This window comes from Rhizobium sp. BK275 (genome assembly GCF_014193555.1).
In the GTDB taxonomy this organism is placed as follows: domain Bacteria; phylum Pseudomonadota; class Alphaproteobacteria; order Rhizobiales; family Rhizobiaceae; genus Rhizobium.
The window spans coordinates 460,932-476,213 of sequence record NZ_JACHZL010000006.1; the positions used below are offsets into that span (position 1 = coordinate 460,932).

The following is a 15,282-nucleotide window of genomic DNA, read 5'->3' on the forward strand; positions in this document are numbered from 1 at the left end:
TGGGGTTCAGGCGAGTGTGCCCTTGGTCGAGGGAACACGGCCCGCCTGCCGTGGATCGATCTCTGTCGCCGTGCGCAGAACGCGGGCGACGGCCTTGAAGCATGTCTCTGCAATATGGTGGTTGTTGGCACCATAGTGATTGAGAATATGCAGGGTGATCCCGGCATTCTGGGCCAGCGCCTGGAAGAACTCGCGCACCAGTTCCGTATCGAAAGTGCCGATCTTCGGCGCGCTGAAGGAAACGTTCCAGACGAGGAAGGGGCGGCCGGAGAGATCGACGGCAGCCTTCGTCATCGTCTCGTCCATGGCGAGGTCGATCGAGGCGTAGCGAGTGATGCCGCGGCGATCGCCGAGCGCCTTGGCGATCGCCTGGCCGATCGCGATACCGGTATCCTCGACCGTGTGATGGTCGTCGATATGCTGATCACCCTTGGATTCGATTTCCATGTCGATCAGCGAATGTCGCGAAAGCTGATCCAGCATATGATCGAAGAAGCCGACGCCCGTCGAAATCGTCGATTTGCCGGTGCCGTCGAGATTGACGGAAACGGAAATGGACGTCTCGTTGGTCTTGCGGGAAACACTGCCCGTGCGGCTTGCTGCGGTCTCGGCCATATGGCTTTCTCCTTGAAATCAAGGTGGTTCCTTATCAGGCAGATTGTGAAATATCCAGAAGCGCAGGGCAGAAAAGGCAGGCCATTTGCAATCGTCGCGCGCCGACTTACATAGGGTTCAACAGGGCCGATGTTCGGCCCGCTGGAATCGCCCGTGAGTTGGGGCAACAGGTGTTTGATGACGACAATTATTACAGTTCGCAAAGGCGGCAAGGTCGTGGTGGCCGGTGATGGCCAGGTCAGTCTCGGCCAGACCGTGATGAAGGGCAACGCGCGCAAGGTCCGCCGCATCGGCAAGGGCGAAGTGATCGCAGGTTTTGCCGGCGCTACCGCTGATGCCTTCACCCTTCTGGAGAGGCTCGAAAAGAAGTTGGAACAGTATCCGGGTCAGCTGATGCGTGCTGCCGTCGAACTCGCCAAGGATTGGCGTACCGATCGTTACCTGCGTAATCTCGAAGCCATGATGCTGGTCGCCGACAAGTCGGTAACGCTCGCTATCACCGGTAACGGTGACGTGCTGGAACCAGAGCATGGCGTCGCGGCCATCGGCTCCGGCGGCAATTTCGCGCTTGCAGCAGCTCTTGCGCTGGCAGACACGGATAAATCAGCAGAAGAGATCGCCCGTCGTGCGCTCGATATCGCTGCCGATATCTGCGTCTACACCAACCACAATGTCATCGTGGAAACGCTGGACGCGGAATGACGGATTACGTCTTCCGTCTCGTCACGGTGGCTGATTTGCCGCTTCTGGCCGAATGGCTGGAACAGCCGCATGTCCGCCGATGGTGGGGCGAGCCGGAGAAGGCGCTGGTCTCGATTGAGGAGCATCTGCGTGATCTGACGGTCGAACTCTGTATAGTGACGCTCGACGATAGGGATTTTGCCTTCATTCAGGTGGCAGATCTCGATGATGAAGACGATGCTGCGCTGAACGGCCAGCCCGAAGGCACCTGCGGTATCGATCAGTTCATCGGTATCGAAACGCTTCTGGGAAAGGGTCACGGTCCGGCCTTCATGGCGAATTTCTGCCGGGCGCTCTTCGATAGGGGGAAGAACCGCGTGCTGGTCGATCCTCATCCGGACAACATCGTCGCAATCAGAGCCTATACCAAGGCAGGCTTTCAAAGACTTGGCGAAACCACTACGAATTACGGCCGGGCACTCCTCATGGCCCTGGACCGCCAGGAGAATGATAGACAATGACCACCTTTTCTCCCCGCGAGATCGTTTCCGAGCTCGACCGCTATATTATCGGCCAGCATGAGGCCAAGCGCGCCGTGGCGATTGCGCTCCGCAACCGCTGGCGCCGCCATCAGCTCGATCCGAGCCTGCGCGATGAAGTCATGCCGAAGAATATCCTGATGATCGGCCCGACCGGCGTCGGCAAGACGGAAATCTCCCGTCGCCTCGCCAAGCTCGCCGGGGCACCCTTCATCAAGGTCGAAGCCACGAAGTTCACCGAAGTCGGTTATGTCGGCCGCGATGTGGAGCAGATCATCCGCGATCTCGTCGAAGTCGGCATCGGTCTTGTGCGCGAAAAGAAGCGCACCGAGGTTCAGGCAAAGGCCCATATGAGCGCGGAAGAGCGTGTTCTCGATGCGCTCGTCGGCGCGACGGCTTCGCCCGCCACCCGCGAAAGCTTCCGCAAGAAGCTGCGCAGCGGCGAGCTCGACGACAAGGAAATCGATATCGAAGTGGCCGATGCCGGCTCAGGCATGGGCGGCTTCGAAATCCCCGGCATGCCGGGCGCCAATATCGGCGTGCTGAACCTGTCTGAAATGTTCGGCAAGGCGATGGGCGGCCGCACCAAGAAGGTGCGCACCACGGTGAAGGCATCTTATACGGACTTGATCCGAGACGAATCCGACAAGCTTATCGACAACGAAGTCATCCAGCGCGAGGCCGTTCGGTCGGTCGAGAATGACGGCATCGTCTTTCTTGACGAGATCGACAAGATTGCGGCGCGCGATGGCGGCGCCGGCGCTGGCGTTTCCCGTGAAGGCGTTCAGCGAGACCTGCTGCCGCTCGTCGAAGGCACGACGGTTTCGACCAAGTACGGCCCGGTGAAGACGGATCACATCCTCTTCATTGCCTCCGGTGCCTTCCATGTTTCCAAGCCGTCGGACCTGCTGCCCGAACTGCAGGGCCGTCTGCCGATCCGCGTTGAACTGCGTCCGCTGAACAAGGAAGACTTCCGCCGCATCCTGACGGAAACCGAGGCAAGCCTGATCCGCCAGTACAAGGCACTGATGGAAACCGAAAGCCTGACGCTCGACTTCACGGATGACGCGATCGATGCGCTTGCCGATGTCGCCGTCCACCTGAACTCCTCTGTCGAGAATATCGGCGCCCGCCGCCTGCAGACGGTTATGGAGCGCGTACTGGACGACATTTCCTATAATGCACCGGATCGCGCCGGCACGGACGTGAAGATCGATGCTGCTTACGTGCGTGAACATGTCGGCGATCTGGCGCAGAATACTGATCTGTCACGCTTCATCCTGTGATCGGCAAATATCGGTTTTTGCCTTTGCGCAGGTAATGCCAAAACTTTGACGATCCTAACTCTCGACAGCGGGCCTTTTACTTTCTAGTGAAAGGCCCGCTTTGTTTTTTTACCGGCTTTATTCGGACAAGATTCTGGTCCAGTCAGCCGCTTCACAAAGACGACAGGGAAGACGGGAAAGCAGATCGTGCGACGCCTTTTGACAAGCCTTGTGATTGCCATGACCATTGCAGGCTCGGTTCCTGCCCTTGCCGCGCAGGCTGTTCCGCCCGGCAACCGTCATGCCGAGCAGCCGGATATCCCTGGCGCTTCTGTCCGCCGCACCAAGGGCACCAAGACGACCTTCGATCTCAAATATGAGAAGGTCTATGACCTGCTGTCGACCGACCACGAACTCATGGGCAAGATCAAGAAGGTCTCAAATGCCTATGGCATCAACCCGATCCATGTGATCGGCGCGATCGTCGGCGAGCACACCTACAATGTCGACGCCTATGATCGCCTCCAAGCCTATTACGTCAAGGCCGCCTCCTATGCCGGCGAAAGCTTCCGTTTTGCCTATGATGGCGAAAACGTCGACGATTTTGTTGACCGGCCGCAATTTGCCGCCTGCAACGGCAAGAGCGATTCCTACACGCTCTGGAGCTGCCGCGAGGATGTCTGGGAAAGCGATTTCCGCGGTAAGACCATTGGCGGCAAGAGCTTCCCGAACAACCGCTTCAGCGCTGTCTTCTTCCAACCCTTCTATGCCGGCCAGACCTTCGGTCTCGGCCAGGTCAATCCGTTGACGGCGCTCATGCTGTCTGATCTGGTCAGTCGTGTTTCCGGCTACCCGAAGCTGAACGAAAAGAATGCTGGCTCGGTATATAAGGCGATCATGGACCCCGACATCTCGCTCGCCTTCGTCGCCGCCTCGATCCGCAGGTCGATCGACGACTACAAGGAGATCGCCGGCGTGGATATCTCCGACAATCCGGGAGTGACGGCGACACTTTATAATGTCGGCAATTCCCGTCAGCGCGCCGCAGCCCTTGCCGCCAAGAATCATTCCTCCGGCACGACGGTCTGGCCGGAAGAGAATTATTACGGCTGGCTGATCAACGACAAACTGGACGAGCTGAAGGGCCTGCTCTAACCTCCAGGCCTGCCGGGAAGATGATATTTCCGGCGAAAGGCTTTGCTCATGGATATGCGTCCGGACCCCTTCGTTCCTCCGGCACCGTTGCCGCGTACCGTGCCGCCGTCGCGGCTCGAGATCATCAGGACAATTTTCCGCAATCCGCTGGAGCTCTGGGGCGAGCCGTCCTACACGCTGCCGTGGATTCGCACTAGTTTCTTTGGCCAGAGAACGCTGATCGTCAACGATCCCGGTCTCATCAAGCATGTGCTGGTCGACAATGCCAACAATTACCGCATGTCCGACATTCGCCAGCTCGTGCTGCGCCCGATCCTGCGCGACGGACTTTTGACGGCGGAAGGCCTTGTCTGGAAACGCTCGCGCAAGGCCGTTGCGCCCGTCTTCACGCCGCGTCATGCAAAAGGGTTCGCCGACCAGATGCTGCGCCAGTCGGAAGACTACGCCCGCAAATATGCTGATGTCGGCGAGACCGGCACGATTTTCGATATCAGCACCGACATGACGGAGCTGACGTTCGCGATCCTTTCCGACACGCTGTTTTCCGGCGATATCGTCACCTCCAGCGGCCACTTCGCCGATGATGTTAACGAGCTGCTGCATCGCATGGGCCGCATCGATCCGATGGATTTGTTGCGGGCGCCATCCTGGGTTCCACGTGTGACACGCATCGGCGGCCAGAAGGTGCTGGAAAAATTCCGCGCCATCGTGCGCAACACCATGGATATGCGGCTTGCCAAGATGAAGGCCGACCGCAGCAAGGCGCCGAACGATTTTCTCACTCTGCTTCTAGAGCAGGCCGGTCCCGATGGCCTGACGAAAGAGGAGATCGAGGATAATATCCTCACCTTCATCGGCGCCGGCCACGAGACGACCGCCCGCGCGCTCGCCTGGACGCTCTATTGCGTCTCGAACAGCCCGCATATCCGCGAGGCGATGGAAAGGGAGATTGATGCGGTGCTCGCGTCAGATGTCGAACCGGTCGAATGGCCGGATCTGATGCCGCAGACACACGCCGCCTTCGAGGAAGCTTTGCGCCTCTATCCGCCGGCCCCGTCGATCAATCGGGCCGCTATCTCGGATGATTCCTGGACAAGCGCCAAGGGTGAACGGGTCGAGATCGAAACCGGTGTCACCGTGCTCGTCATGCCCTGGACGCTGCACCGTCATGAACTTCATTGGGATCGGCCGCGCGCCTTCATGCCGGAACGTTTCCTGCCGGAAAACCGCGCCTCAATCGGCCGCTTCCAGTTCCTGCCGTTCGGCGCCGGTCCGCGCGTCTGCATCGGCGCGACGTTTGCGCTTCAGGAGGCGGTGATCGCGCTGGCCGTTCTGATGCATCGCTATCGCTTTGATTCCACCGACCAGACGAATCCCTGGCCGGTACAGAAGCTGACGACACAGCCGCAGAACGGCATCCCGATGCGTGTCACGCGGCGGACTGTTTCCGGGTGTGCATAAATCTTTCGAATTGTTGCTGAATTGACTGTGAGTGAAAGCCGGGCAAAGTGGCAGCATCGAGAAAGCTGCCACTGCAAGGGAGACACCGCATGAGCCGCATTGAAAAGACTGGTCTCTTCATCGAAGCCGTCCTCCATGATTTCCTCGTGAAGGAGGCGTTGCCGGGCCTCGCCATCGATGCGGACAAGTTCTTCGCCGATTTCTCGGCGATCGTTCACGATCTTGCGCCGAAGAATCGTGCACTGCTTTTGAAGCGCGATCAGCTTCAGGCAAAGATCGACGATTGGTATCGTCAGAACGGCGCCCCGACAGATATGGACGCCTACCAGTCCTTCCTCAAGGAAATCGGCTATCTCTTGCCGGAAGGCCCGGATTTCCAGGTGTCGACCGCCAATGTCGATGCCGAGATTGCCTCCATTGCTGGCCCGCAACTCGTCGTTCCCGTCATGAACGCCCGCTACGCGCTGAATGCCGCTAATGCCCGCTGGGGCTCGCTCTATGATGCGCTCTACGGCACGGACGCTATCCCGGAAACGGACGGCGCTGAGAAGGGCAAGGGCTATAATCCGAAGCGCGGCGAGAAGGTCATTGCCTGGGTTCGCGATTTCCTTGATTCCGCCGCCCCCCTCGACGGCAGTTCCTGGAAGAATGTCGGTGCCTTCGCCGTCAAGAACGGCGCTCTGGCGATCGCTGCTGCAGATGGCAAAGCTCTGCCCCTGAAAGATGCCGGACATTTCGCCGGCTATCTTGGCGATGCAGATGCGCCGACGCATATCCTCCTGAAGAATAACGGCATCCATATCGAAATCGTACTCGATGCCTCAACGCCGATCGGCAAGATCGATCCGGCGCATATTTCCGACGTCTGCCTGGAATCGGCCATCACTACGATCATGGATTGCGAGGATTCGGTAGCCGCTGTCGATTCCGAGGACAAGGTCGTCGTCTATCGCAACTGGCTCGGTCTGATGAAGGGCGATCTGCAGGAGGAAGTGACGAAGGGCGGCTCGACCTTCGTCCGCAAGCTCAACCCGGATATAGCCTATACGGCACCAGGCGGCGAAAGCTTCGAGCTGCACCGCCGTTCGCTGATGCTGGTGCGCAATGTCGGCCACCTCATGACCAATCCGGCGATCGTCGATCGCGACGGCAACGAGGTACCGGAAGGCATCATGGATGCAATGATCACCGGCCTGATTGCGCTCTACGATGTCGGCCCGTCCGGACGCCGCAAGAATTCGCGTGCTGGCTCCATGTATGTCGTCAAGCCCAAGATGCACGGGCCGGAAGAAGTTGCCTTCGCCGTCGAGATCTTCTCGCGCGTTGAAGATGCGCTCGGCATGCCGCGCAACACCATGAAGATGGGCATCATGGACGAGGAACGCCGCACGACCGTCAATCTGAAGGAATGCATCCGTGCTGCCCGCGAGCGCGTCGTCTTCATCAATACCGGCTTCCTCGATCGCACCGGCGATGAAATCCATACATCGATGGAAGCCGGCCCGATGATCCGCAAGGGCGATATGAAGCAGGCCGCCTGGATTGCCGCCTACGAAAACTGGAATGTCGATATCGGTCTGGAATGCGGCCTCTCCGGCCATGCGCAGATCGGCAAGGGCATGTGGGCCATGCCCGACCTGATGGCCGCCATGCTGGAGCAGAAGATCGCCCATCCGAAAGCCGGCGCCAACACTGCATGGGTGCCGTCGCCGACGGCCGCTACCCTGCATGCCACGCACTACCACCAGATCAATGTCGCCAAGGTACAGGAAGGCCTGAAGGATCGCGCTCGCGCCAAGCTCTCGGATATCCTCTCCGTACCGGTTGCCGTACGGCCGAACTGGACATCGGAAGAAATCCAGCGCGAGCTCGACAACAATGCGCAGGGCATTCTCGGCTACGTCGTGCGTTGGGTCGACCAGGGTATCGGTTGCTCGAAGGTGCCCGACATCAACAATGTCGGCCTCATGGAAGATCGCGCGACGCTGCGCATTTCCGCCCAACACATGGCGAACTGGCTGCACCACAAGATCGTCACCAAGGAGCAGATCATCGAAACGATGAAGCGCATGGCGGCGGTCGTCGATCAGCAGAATGCCGGTGATGCGGCCTACATAAAGATGGCCGGAAATTTCGAAGATTCTGTTGCCTTCCAGGCGGCACTCGATCTGGTCCTGAAGGGCAGGGAACAGCCAAACGGCTACACCGAACCGGTCCTGCACCGCCGCCGCATCGAGCTCAAGGCGAAACAGGTCGCCTGAACCTGAGCAAGCCAGATATATAAAAAGGCCGCCGGATCGAAAACCCGGCGGCCTTTTTTATACCGAATTCAGTATCTAGCTTACTGGATAACGATGACCTTGGAGGTGGTCTTGCCTGGGCGGACGCGGCTGTAGAGGTCGATCACATCCTGGTTCATCAGGCGGATGCAGCCCGACGAGGCGGCGGTGCCGATCGAGGCCCATTCCGGAGTGCCGTGCAGGCGGAAGAGCGTGTCTTTGCCCTCTTCGTTGAAGAGATACATGGCGCGTGCGCCGAGCGGATTGCTGAGGCCCGGACCCATGCCGTCTTCGACATACTTGGCAATTTCAGGGCGACGGACAGCCATTTCCTTCGGAGGATGCCAGTTCGGCCATTCCTGCTTCCAGGCGACATAGGCCGTGCCGGACCATGCGAAGCCCTGCTTGCCGACGCCGATGCCGTAGCGGACGGCCTTGCCGTTGGGGAGGATGTAATAGAGGTGACGCTCGCGCGTGTTGACGATGATCGTGCCGGGGCGCTCGTCGCTCTGGTAGCTGACAATCTGACGACGGAATTCCGGCTTGACGCGGTCGATCGGGATTGCCGGCAGGGAGTATCCGGCATCCGACGTTACGCCATAGGCGTCGTTGAAGATTTGTGCCGTCTGAACGGTCGGACCCGCGCCTCTGTCGTTGGACGCGGTTTCGGACGTCGTGGAGCAGCCGGCCAGTGCTAGGGTCGCCAGCAGGCCAAATACAGGGAATGCATTGCGGATGCGCATGGATGACTCGTGAAGGTTTTGGGGCAATGAAGGACAGTCTTTCGACCATCGTTATTTATGGTTTATTTTCGATTAACTTCGCCTTTGCAAGGCTGCTGCGGTGCGACAAAATCCATCTGCGCCGCAAATTAGAAGCGCATGGTTTTTTTGCAACAACAGCCAACCCCATCTGACGGTTATCCATGACGATTTTGAGCGTTTATAATAACAATCCGTTAATCGATGGCCGGCAATCGGACAGGGCGATGATGGTGCGCCGTGGCATGCAGGTTTTGCTTCACGACATGCGCCACGCGGTGCTGCCGGAACTGCCGCTGGCGAGCGGCCGCCGGGCCGATCTGATTACAATCTCTGAAAAGGGAGAGGTCTGGATCATCGAGATCAAGACATCGATCGAAGACTTCAAGGTCGATCGCAAATGGCCGGATTACCGTCTGCATTGCGACCGGCTATTCTTCGCAACACACAAGGATGTGCCTGTCGATATCTTCCCGGAGGAGTGCGGCCTTTTTCTTTCAGATGGTTACGGGGCGCATATGCTGCGTGAAGCGCCGGAACACCGCCTGCCGCCGGCGACCCGTAAGGCCGTGACCCTAAACTTCTCGCGCGCTGCTGCGCAGCGGCTGATGATGGCCGAATGGGCAAACGGCAAGCCGTTCAACGTGCATGACGTCTAATTATTTCGGGGCGCGCTTGGCGAGGATGCGCTGCAATGTACGGCGGTGCATATTAAGCCGGCGCGCCGTCTCAGACACGTTGCGCTCGCATATTTCATAGACACGCTGGATGTGTTCCCACCGCACCCGGTCCGCCGACATGGGGTTTTCCGGCAGTTCCGCCTTCTCCCCCGGCCGCTGCGTGAGCGCCGCAAACACATCATCGGCGTCGGCGGGTTTTGCCAGGTAATCCACAGCCCCGAGCTTCACTGCCGTCACGGCAGTGGCGATATTGCCGTAGCCCGTCAGCACGATGATTCGCGTATCGTCGCGGCGCTGGCGAATCGCTTCGATAACGTCGAGGCCGTTGCCGTCGCCGAGCCGCAAGTCGACCACGGCATATTTCGGCGGCCGGCCCTTGGACTTTGCCACACCTTCCGCCACCGATTCGGCCGTTTCCACATGAAAGCCGCGTGCCTCCATAGCCCGTGCTAAACGACGCAGAAACGGGCCGTCGTCGTCGACGATCAGCAGGCTCGGGTCAGGCCCGATATGCTCCTCGCTGGAGCCGGCGGAAATCTCGTGGTTCTGATCTGTCATCGCTACGGTCCCGGCGGTTGAATGTCCGAATGCGTCAACCGCTTATATCTTGTTTATGCCCACAAAGTCATTTTGTCGAATTTGCGTCGATCAATACGCGCGGCCATTCGATTCGAATGCGGGCGCCGGCATTTTCCGGATCGCGGTTTTCGAAAAGCAAAGATGCGCCTGAGCGCTCCAGCAGCGTTTTGGCGATGAAAAGCCCCAGTCCCAAGCCTCCAGCCGTATCTTCCCTCTGCCGTTTGGTGACGTAGGGTTCACCGATACGCGTCAGAATATCGGGCGCGTAGCCGTTGCCGTCGTCCTCGATGACGATGAGCACCTTTTCGTGATCGTGCTCGACCGTGACCGTCACCTTCTCTCGCGCATAGTCGACAGCGTTCTCGATCAGGTTGCCGAGCCCGTACATGATGCCGGCATTGCGGTCGGTAACGGGCTCGCCCCTGCGCGGGCTCTTCTCTATCAACTCCAGCTTGATGCCGAATTCGCGATGCGGCGCCACAATTTCCTCCATCATCGAAGAGAGGGGTAGTCGCCGCAGATGCGCCTCACCCTCGGCAGAGAGCGTCGTCAGCCGGCGAAGGATGTCGCGACAGCGCTCGCTCTGGCTGCGCAGAAGCTGAACATCCTCGCGGAACCGGTCGTCATTCTTGAGCTCGCGCTCCATCTCCTTGGCAACGACGCTGATCGTGGCAAGTGGCGTGCCGAGCTCATGCGCAGCAGCGGCCGCAAGCCCGTCGAGTTGGGAAAGATGCTTTTCCCGCTGCAGCACCAGCTCAGTTGCCGCCAGCGCGTCGGCAAGCTGGCTTGCTTCCAGCGACACCCGATAAGCATAGAAGGCGGCAAAGGCCATGGTCGAAGCAATTGAACACCAGACGCCGAACTGCATGACATTGTGGACGTTGATTTCCATCCCGTCGTACCACGGAAGCGGAAAGGGCGAGAAGGCAAGCACGGTAATGCAGACCATCGCAAAGCCGATCAATGCTGTGCTGTAGCGGATTGGCTGTGAGGCGAAGGAAATGATGACGGGAACGCAGACCAGTGCCGCAAAGGGATTGGCAAGGCCGCCAGTAATGAAGAGCAGCGCGCAGAGCTGCAGAAGGTCGAAACCCAAAAGCGCGAAAGCGGCACGCGGTTCAAGCCGGTGAGTCGGCGGATAGCGGATCGTCAGATAGAAATTCACCCCGGCGAGTGCGGCAATCAGCGAGCAGCTGGCAACCAGCGGCAGGGGGAATTTCAACAGGAACGCGACGATGAAGACTGTGACCGCCTGGCCGATCACCGCCAGCCATCGTAATCGCACCAAAGTCTGCAGGCGCAGCCGCCGGCTGCTCAGCCTGTCTTCCAGCGTCTGGGTTTCGCTCTTCTCTATCACGCCAGGCTCCCACCGCATCGGCCCGAAAATCGGATCGATTTCCGGAGAGCCTTATGCGTAGATTCAAAGGCTTATAGCATCCTTCGTGCGTCCGAATGGACGCACGGCGCTCCAAGGCCGGCGGATTATGTACCACGGGGCTTTGCCCTTGTCGTCGGCGCCGCGTCATCAGGCTTCTCCGGCCAGGGATGTCTTGGATAGCGCCCCCGCATATCCGCGCGCACGTCTTTCCACGAGCCCGCCCAGAAACCGGGCAGATCGCGGGTCGTCTGGATCGGTCTGTGGGCCGGCGAAGTAAGCTCCAGAAGCAGAGGCAAGCGTCCGCCGGCGACCGCCGGATGCAGCTTGAGACCGAAAAGCTCCTGTACCCGGATCGTCAGCGTCGGTTCTTCGCCGTCATACTGGATCGGATGGCGTTGCCCCGTTGGCGCCTCGAAATGCGTTGGTGCAAGCCGTGCAAGATCGCGCTGCAGGTCGTGCGGCACGAGTGCCATCAGCCCGTTGGAGAGCCCGGAGACGGAAATATCCGAAAGTCCTCTCGCGTCCGTCTGGAAAGGGATGAACCAGTCTTCCATGTGGTCGAGCAGTGCTTCGTCGCTCATATCGGGCCATGGTTCACCGATCGTCCGGTGCAGGAAGCCGATTCGCTCCCGAAGCTGCAGGGCCTCCTTGGAAAAGGGAAGCTGATCGAGCCCCAATTCCTGCAATCCTTGCGCAAGCGCCCGCACCACCGCCTCGCCCGAGGGACGCGGAAGCGGCGCTTCCTCGAAAACGATCGCGCCAAGCCTTGTGGCTCGACGTGCCCGCACCTGCCGGCTCTGCCTGTCGAAAAAGGTCTGGTCGTCTGTCCGGATTTCGCCCGGCAGCTCAACTTCGATGTCGGCACGGGAAATGTCCGCTGCCGCCAGAATTCTCCCCTGTGCGGCCCGGCCCGTCAGGTCGGCAATGACCAGCATCTGGCTGCCAGCCAGCCGCTCGGTCTCTGCCAGCTCCGCACCGCGGCCATTTGCCATGACATATCGCCCGCGCGCGCCGCGCTGAAGTGCGACCCGATCCGGGAAAGCGTGCAGGAGAAGTCTTCCTGCAAGCGCAGGTTCAGCACTCGAAATCTTGTTGAAGCGTTCCGAGAGCCTTCCCGCGAGCCGCCTCGAAGCCTCCGCCCTTTCGCCTTTTTCACTTTTGAACCGTCGGAGACGCTCTTCCAGATCGAGACTGGTGCCGCCGAGCCCTTGCTCGGTCAAAAGTACTGAGATCAGCGCTGCATCCTTGGCATGACCCGATTCACCAGCCGAAACCACCATGGCAGCCAGCCGCGGCGGCAGGGCGAGGTCGCGCATCACCTTTCCGCGCGCCGTCAACGCTCCGTCCTTGTCCAGTGCCCCGAGCTGTACCAACAGCGCGCGGGCTTCCTTGATTGTCGTTTCCGGCGGCTGATCGACAAAGGCGAGCAATTTTGTGTCCTGGACGCCCCAATGGGCAAGATCGAGGACGAGACCGGAAAGGTCGCTCGAAAGGATCTGTGGTGGCGTGAAGGCCGGGAGCGCCGCCGTCTGGCCTTGGTGCCACAGACGGATGGCGATGCCCGGCTCCGTTCTTCCGGCGCGGCCGGCGCGCTGATCGGCCGAAGCGCGCGACACGCGCACGGTTTCCAGCCGCGTGATGCCTGTCGATGCCTCGAAGACCGGCAGTCGCTGCAGCCCGCTGTCTATCACGATCCGCACGCCGTCGATGGTGATCGAAGTTTCGGCAATCGAGGTCGCAAGCACGATTTTGCGCGTACCTGGTGCTGCGGGACGGATCGCCGCATCCTGCTCCTTCTGCCCGAGATTGCCGTAGAGCGGCGCAATTAGCGTCTCGGGGCCGAATCGTCCCTGAAGCCGCTCTGCCGTCCGGGTGATCTCCGCCTGACCAGGAAGAAAGGCGAGGATAGATCCCGATTCGCTCGCACGAAAATCGGCGATCGCCCGCACCATCGCATCTTCGATTCGCTCGCCGCCCGGCCGGTCTTGATAGCGAATCTCGATCGGAAAGCTTCGCCCCGTGCTTTCGATAACAGGCGGATGATCGAGCAGGATGGCGACCCGCTCGATATCGAGCGTTGCCGACATCACAAGGATGCGAAGATCCTCGCGAAGCGCCGATTGAACGTCAAGCGCCAGCGCAAGACCGAAATCGGCATCCAGCGACCGCTCGTGAAATTCGTCAAAGATCACAGTCGAGACGCCGGAAAGTTCGGGATCATCGAGAATCATGCGGGCGAAGACGCCTTCTGTAACAACTTCGATCCGCGTCCTCGCCGATATCTTGTTATCGAGGCGCATGCGGTAACCGACCGTTTCGCCCACCTGCTCGCCCAGCAGAGACGCCATCCGGCTTGCCGCGGCGCGTGCCGCCAGCCGGCGGGGTTCCAGCAGGATGATTTTCCCGTCGCCGCGCCAAGCCTGGTCAAGCAGATGAAGCGGTACGAGCGTCGTTTTCCCGGCGCCCGGAGGAGCCGAAAGTATCGCGCGCTTCTCCGTGCCAAGCGCCGCGCTGATGTCGGGCAGCACATGCGAAACCGGAAGCTCCGGCAAAAAAGGCATGGTCTTCACTTTCGGCCCGTTACCATTTCATAGGCAAGGATGGCGGCGGCCAGATCCTCGAGCGCTGCACCAACGGATTTGAAGAGCGTGATTTCTTTATCGTCCTTCCGTCCACCGCAACTGCCGGAGATCAGTTCCGCCAGCTCGCCGCGTATATCGTCTGCTTTTAATACCCCGCTTTTCAGCGGTTGCACGATGTCGCCGCCTTCGCTGAGCGCGCCGGCTCTCGTATCTACATATACGGCGGAGCGACGCACGGCATCATCATCGCTCTCGCGCATGCTGGGTTTGAAAGCGCCGACAAGGTCGAGATGGGCTCCGGGCTTAAGCCACTCGCCACGAATAAGCGGCTCGCTGGAGAGCGTTGCACAGGAAATGATATCGGCTGTTTTCGCTGCTGCTTCAATATTGCTCACAGCCTCGGCTCGCAACCCAAGTGCTCGCGCTTCCTCGGCCACCTTCTCCGCCGTTTCGCTATTGCGTCCCCAGACATGGTAGCGCCGGATCGGTCTGACTATCCCGTGTGCCTGCATGAGGTTGAGTGAAAGTCGGCCGGTACCGCAGACCAGCATTTCCTCCGAATCCGCTCGCGAGAGACAACGAGACGCCAAAGCGGAAGTCGCTGCGGTCCGTCGAGCCGTCAGTTCTCCGCCCTCGATTACCGCCAGCATCTGGCCGGTTGCTGCAGAGGAAAGCAGATAGCTTCCAAAAATCGCTGGAAGGCTTCGGCGAACATTGCCTGGAAAGACGGAAACAGTCTTGATGCCTGTATATTGCCCGGGAAGCCATGCCGGCATCAGCAGAAGAGTGGCATTTTCTTCCCCGGGCACCTCCATATCGTGATGATGGCGAACGGGCATGACGCAGGTGCTTCGAAACATTGCCTCGATGGCGTCGATAAGCTCCGCCCAAGGCAGCGCTGATCGCGTCTGTTGTTCATCGAGTACAAGCATTCTCAAACTCCGTATCGGCATGGATATATATGTGTTCCAGACTACCGATTGGGGCGGTCGAGGCAAGCGCTTGGAATTCGTGGCCACCCTGCCCATATAAAGAAGGCACTCAAAATCGAGACAGCTTGACCGTATCGAGCGAAAACCGATCCGAAACAGAGTGATTTTTGCCGGCAAATTGGCCCGTTCGATCGAGCGCTCAAAAACCACAAGCAAAATCAACCTGTTACAAAAATGTCAAAAAAGTTGGATTGGATGTGTTGACTGTTTTGATGTGTGAGGATTATAAGCCCAGTCACTGACGAGGGCGGCGGCGCTGCTGGCGACGAAGTTCCTCGTTCTGAAGAAATCAAGCGGATTGGCGGGTAGCTGGTT

At 59.5% G+C, this 15,282-nt stretch carries 14 protein-coding genes; 8 read left to right on the forward strand and 6 right to left on the reverse strand.

The features are described 5' to 3' along the window. Window positions 1–6 precede the first annotated feature (6 nt). Entirely contained in the window at window positions 7–615 is a 609-nt protein-coding gene (gene hisB / locus FHT82_RS21110; protein WP_183734628.1) for an imidazoleglycerol-phosphate dehydratase HisB, read from the reverse strand. 177 nt (window positions 616–792) lie between these two features. On the opposite strand from hisB, the gene hslV reads away from it, so the two are divergent. From hslV to FHT82_RS21140, 6 genes are all read left to right on the forward strand, one after another. Continuing rightward, window positions 793–1,317 (forward strand): ATP-dependent protease subunit HslV, encoded by a 525-nt coding sequence (gene hslV / locus FHT82_RS21115; protein WP_183734629.1) that lies wholly within the window; start codon window positions 793–795, stop codon window positions 1,315–1,317. After that, on the forward strand, window positions 1,314–1,817 hold the full coding sequence (locus tag FHT82_RS21120; RefSeq protein WP_183734630.1) for a GNAT family N-acetyltransferase: 504 nt from the start codon (window positions 1,314–1,316) through the stop codon (window positions 1,815–1,817). The genes hslV and FHT82_RS21120 overlap by 4 nt, the downstream gene beginning before the upstream one ends. Continuing rightward, window positions 1,814–3,121 carry an ATP-dependent protease ATPase subunit HslU gene (gene hslU, locus FHT82_RS21125; protein WP_183734631.1) on the forward strand — a complete coding sequence of 436 codons (1,308 nt, stop codon included), beginning with the start codon at window positions 1,814–1,816 and terminating at the stop codon, window positions 3,119–3,121. Before FHT82_RS21120 ends, hslU begins: the two co-directional genes overlap by 4 nt. Before the next feature lie 186 nt (window positions 3,122–3,307). Further along, the gene (locus tag FHT82_RS21130) at window positions 3,308–4,255 is read left to right on the forward strand and encodes a DUF1402 family protein (protein ID WP_183734632.1); all 948 of its coding nucleotides are present in this window, start codon (window positions 3,308–3,310) and stop codon (window positions 4,253–4,255) included. 48 nt (window positions 4,256–4,303) lie between these two features. After that, on the forward strand, window positions 4,304–5,716 hold the full coding sequence (locus FHT82_RS21135; protein WP_183734633.1) for a cytochrome P450: 1,413 nt from the start codon (window positions 4,304–4,306) through the stop codon (window positions 5,714–5,716). Between the two features lie 89 nt (window positions 5,717–5,805). Further along, window positions 5,806–7,977, forward strand: a complete 2,172-nt coding sequence (locus tag FHT82_RS21140) for a malate synthase G (protein ID WP_183734634.1) — start codon at window positions 5,806–5,808, stop codon at window positions 7,975–7,977. A gap of 80 nt (window positions 7,978–8,057) precedes the next feature. Here the strand turns inward: FHT82_RS21140 and FHT82_RS21145 are convergent, their stop codons facing one another. Continuing rightward, window positions 8,058–8,738: a L,D-transpeptidase gene (locus FHT82_RS21145; protein ID WP_183734635.1), complete on the reverse strand. Its 681-nt coding sequence runs from the start codon at window positions 8,736–8,738 to the stop codon at window positions 8,058–8,060. Between the two features lie 2 nt (window positions 8,739–8,740). Here FHT82_RS21145 and FHT82_RS21150 point away from each other — a divergent pair, with 2 nt between their 5' ends. Then, the gene (locus tag FHT82_RS21150; RefSeq protein ID WP_183734636.1) at window positions 8,741–8,911 is read left to right on the forward strand and encodes a hypothetical protein; all 171 of its coding nucleotides are present in this window, start codon (window positions 8,741–8,743) and stop codon (window positions 8,909–8,911) included. Between the two features lie 9 nt (window positions 8,912–8,920). Next, window positions 8,921–9,415 carry an MmcB family DNA repair protein gene (locus tag FHT82_RS21155; RefSeq protein WP_183734637.1) on the forward strand — a complete coding sequence of 165 codons (495 nt, stop codon included), beginning with the start codon at window positions 8,921–8,923 and terminating at the stop codon, window positions 9,413–9,415. Here the strand turns inward: FHT82_RS21155 and FHT82_RS21160 are convergent, their stop codons facing one another. The 4 genes from FHT82_RS21160 to FHT82_RS21175 all read right to left on the reverse strand — a co-directional run bounded on the left by FHT82_RS21160 (window position 9,416) and on the right by FHT82_RS21175 (window position 14,907). Then, complete coding sequence (locus tag FHT82_RS21160; RefSeq protein WP_183734638.1) at window positions 9,416–9,994, reverse strand: ActR/PrrA/RegA family redox response regulator transcription factor; 579 nt, start codon at window positions 9,992–9,994, stop codon at window positions 9,416–9,418. A gap of 67 nt (window positions 9,995–10,061) precedes the next feature. Continuing rightward, window positions 10,062–11,390 (reverse strand): ActS/PrrB/RegB family redox-sensitive histidine kinase, encoded by a 1,329-nt coding sequence (locus FHT82_RS21165; protein ID WP_183734639.1) that lies wholly within the window; start codon window positions 11,388–11,390, stop codon window positions 10,062–10,064. A 107-nt stretch (window positions 11,391–11,497) separates the two neighbouring features. After that, window positions 11,498–13,954: an ATP-dependent helicase HrpB gene (gene hrpB / locus FHT82_RS21170; RefSeq protein WP_183734640.1), complete on the reverse strand. Its 2,457-nt coding sequence runs from the start codon at window positions 13,952–13,954 to the stop codon at window positions 11,498–11,500. A 5-nt stretch (window positions 13,955–13,959) separates the two neighbouring features. After that, a complete protein-coding gene (locus tag FHT82_RS21175; protein ID WP_183734641.1) occupies window positions 13,960–14,907 on the reverse strand; it encodes an ornithine cyclodeaminase family protein in 948 nt (315 codons plus the stop codon). Between the last annotated feature and the right edge of the window lie 375 nt (window positions 14,908–15,282).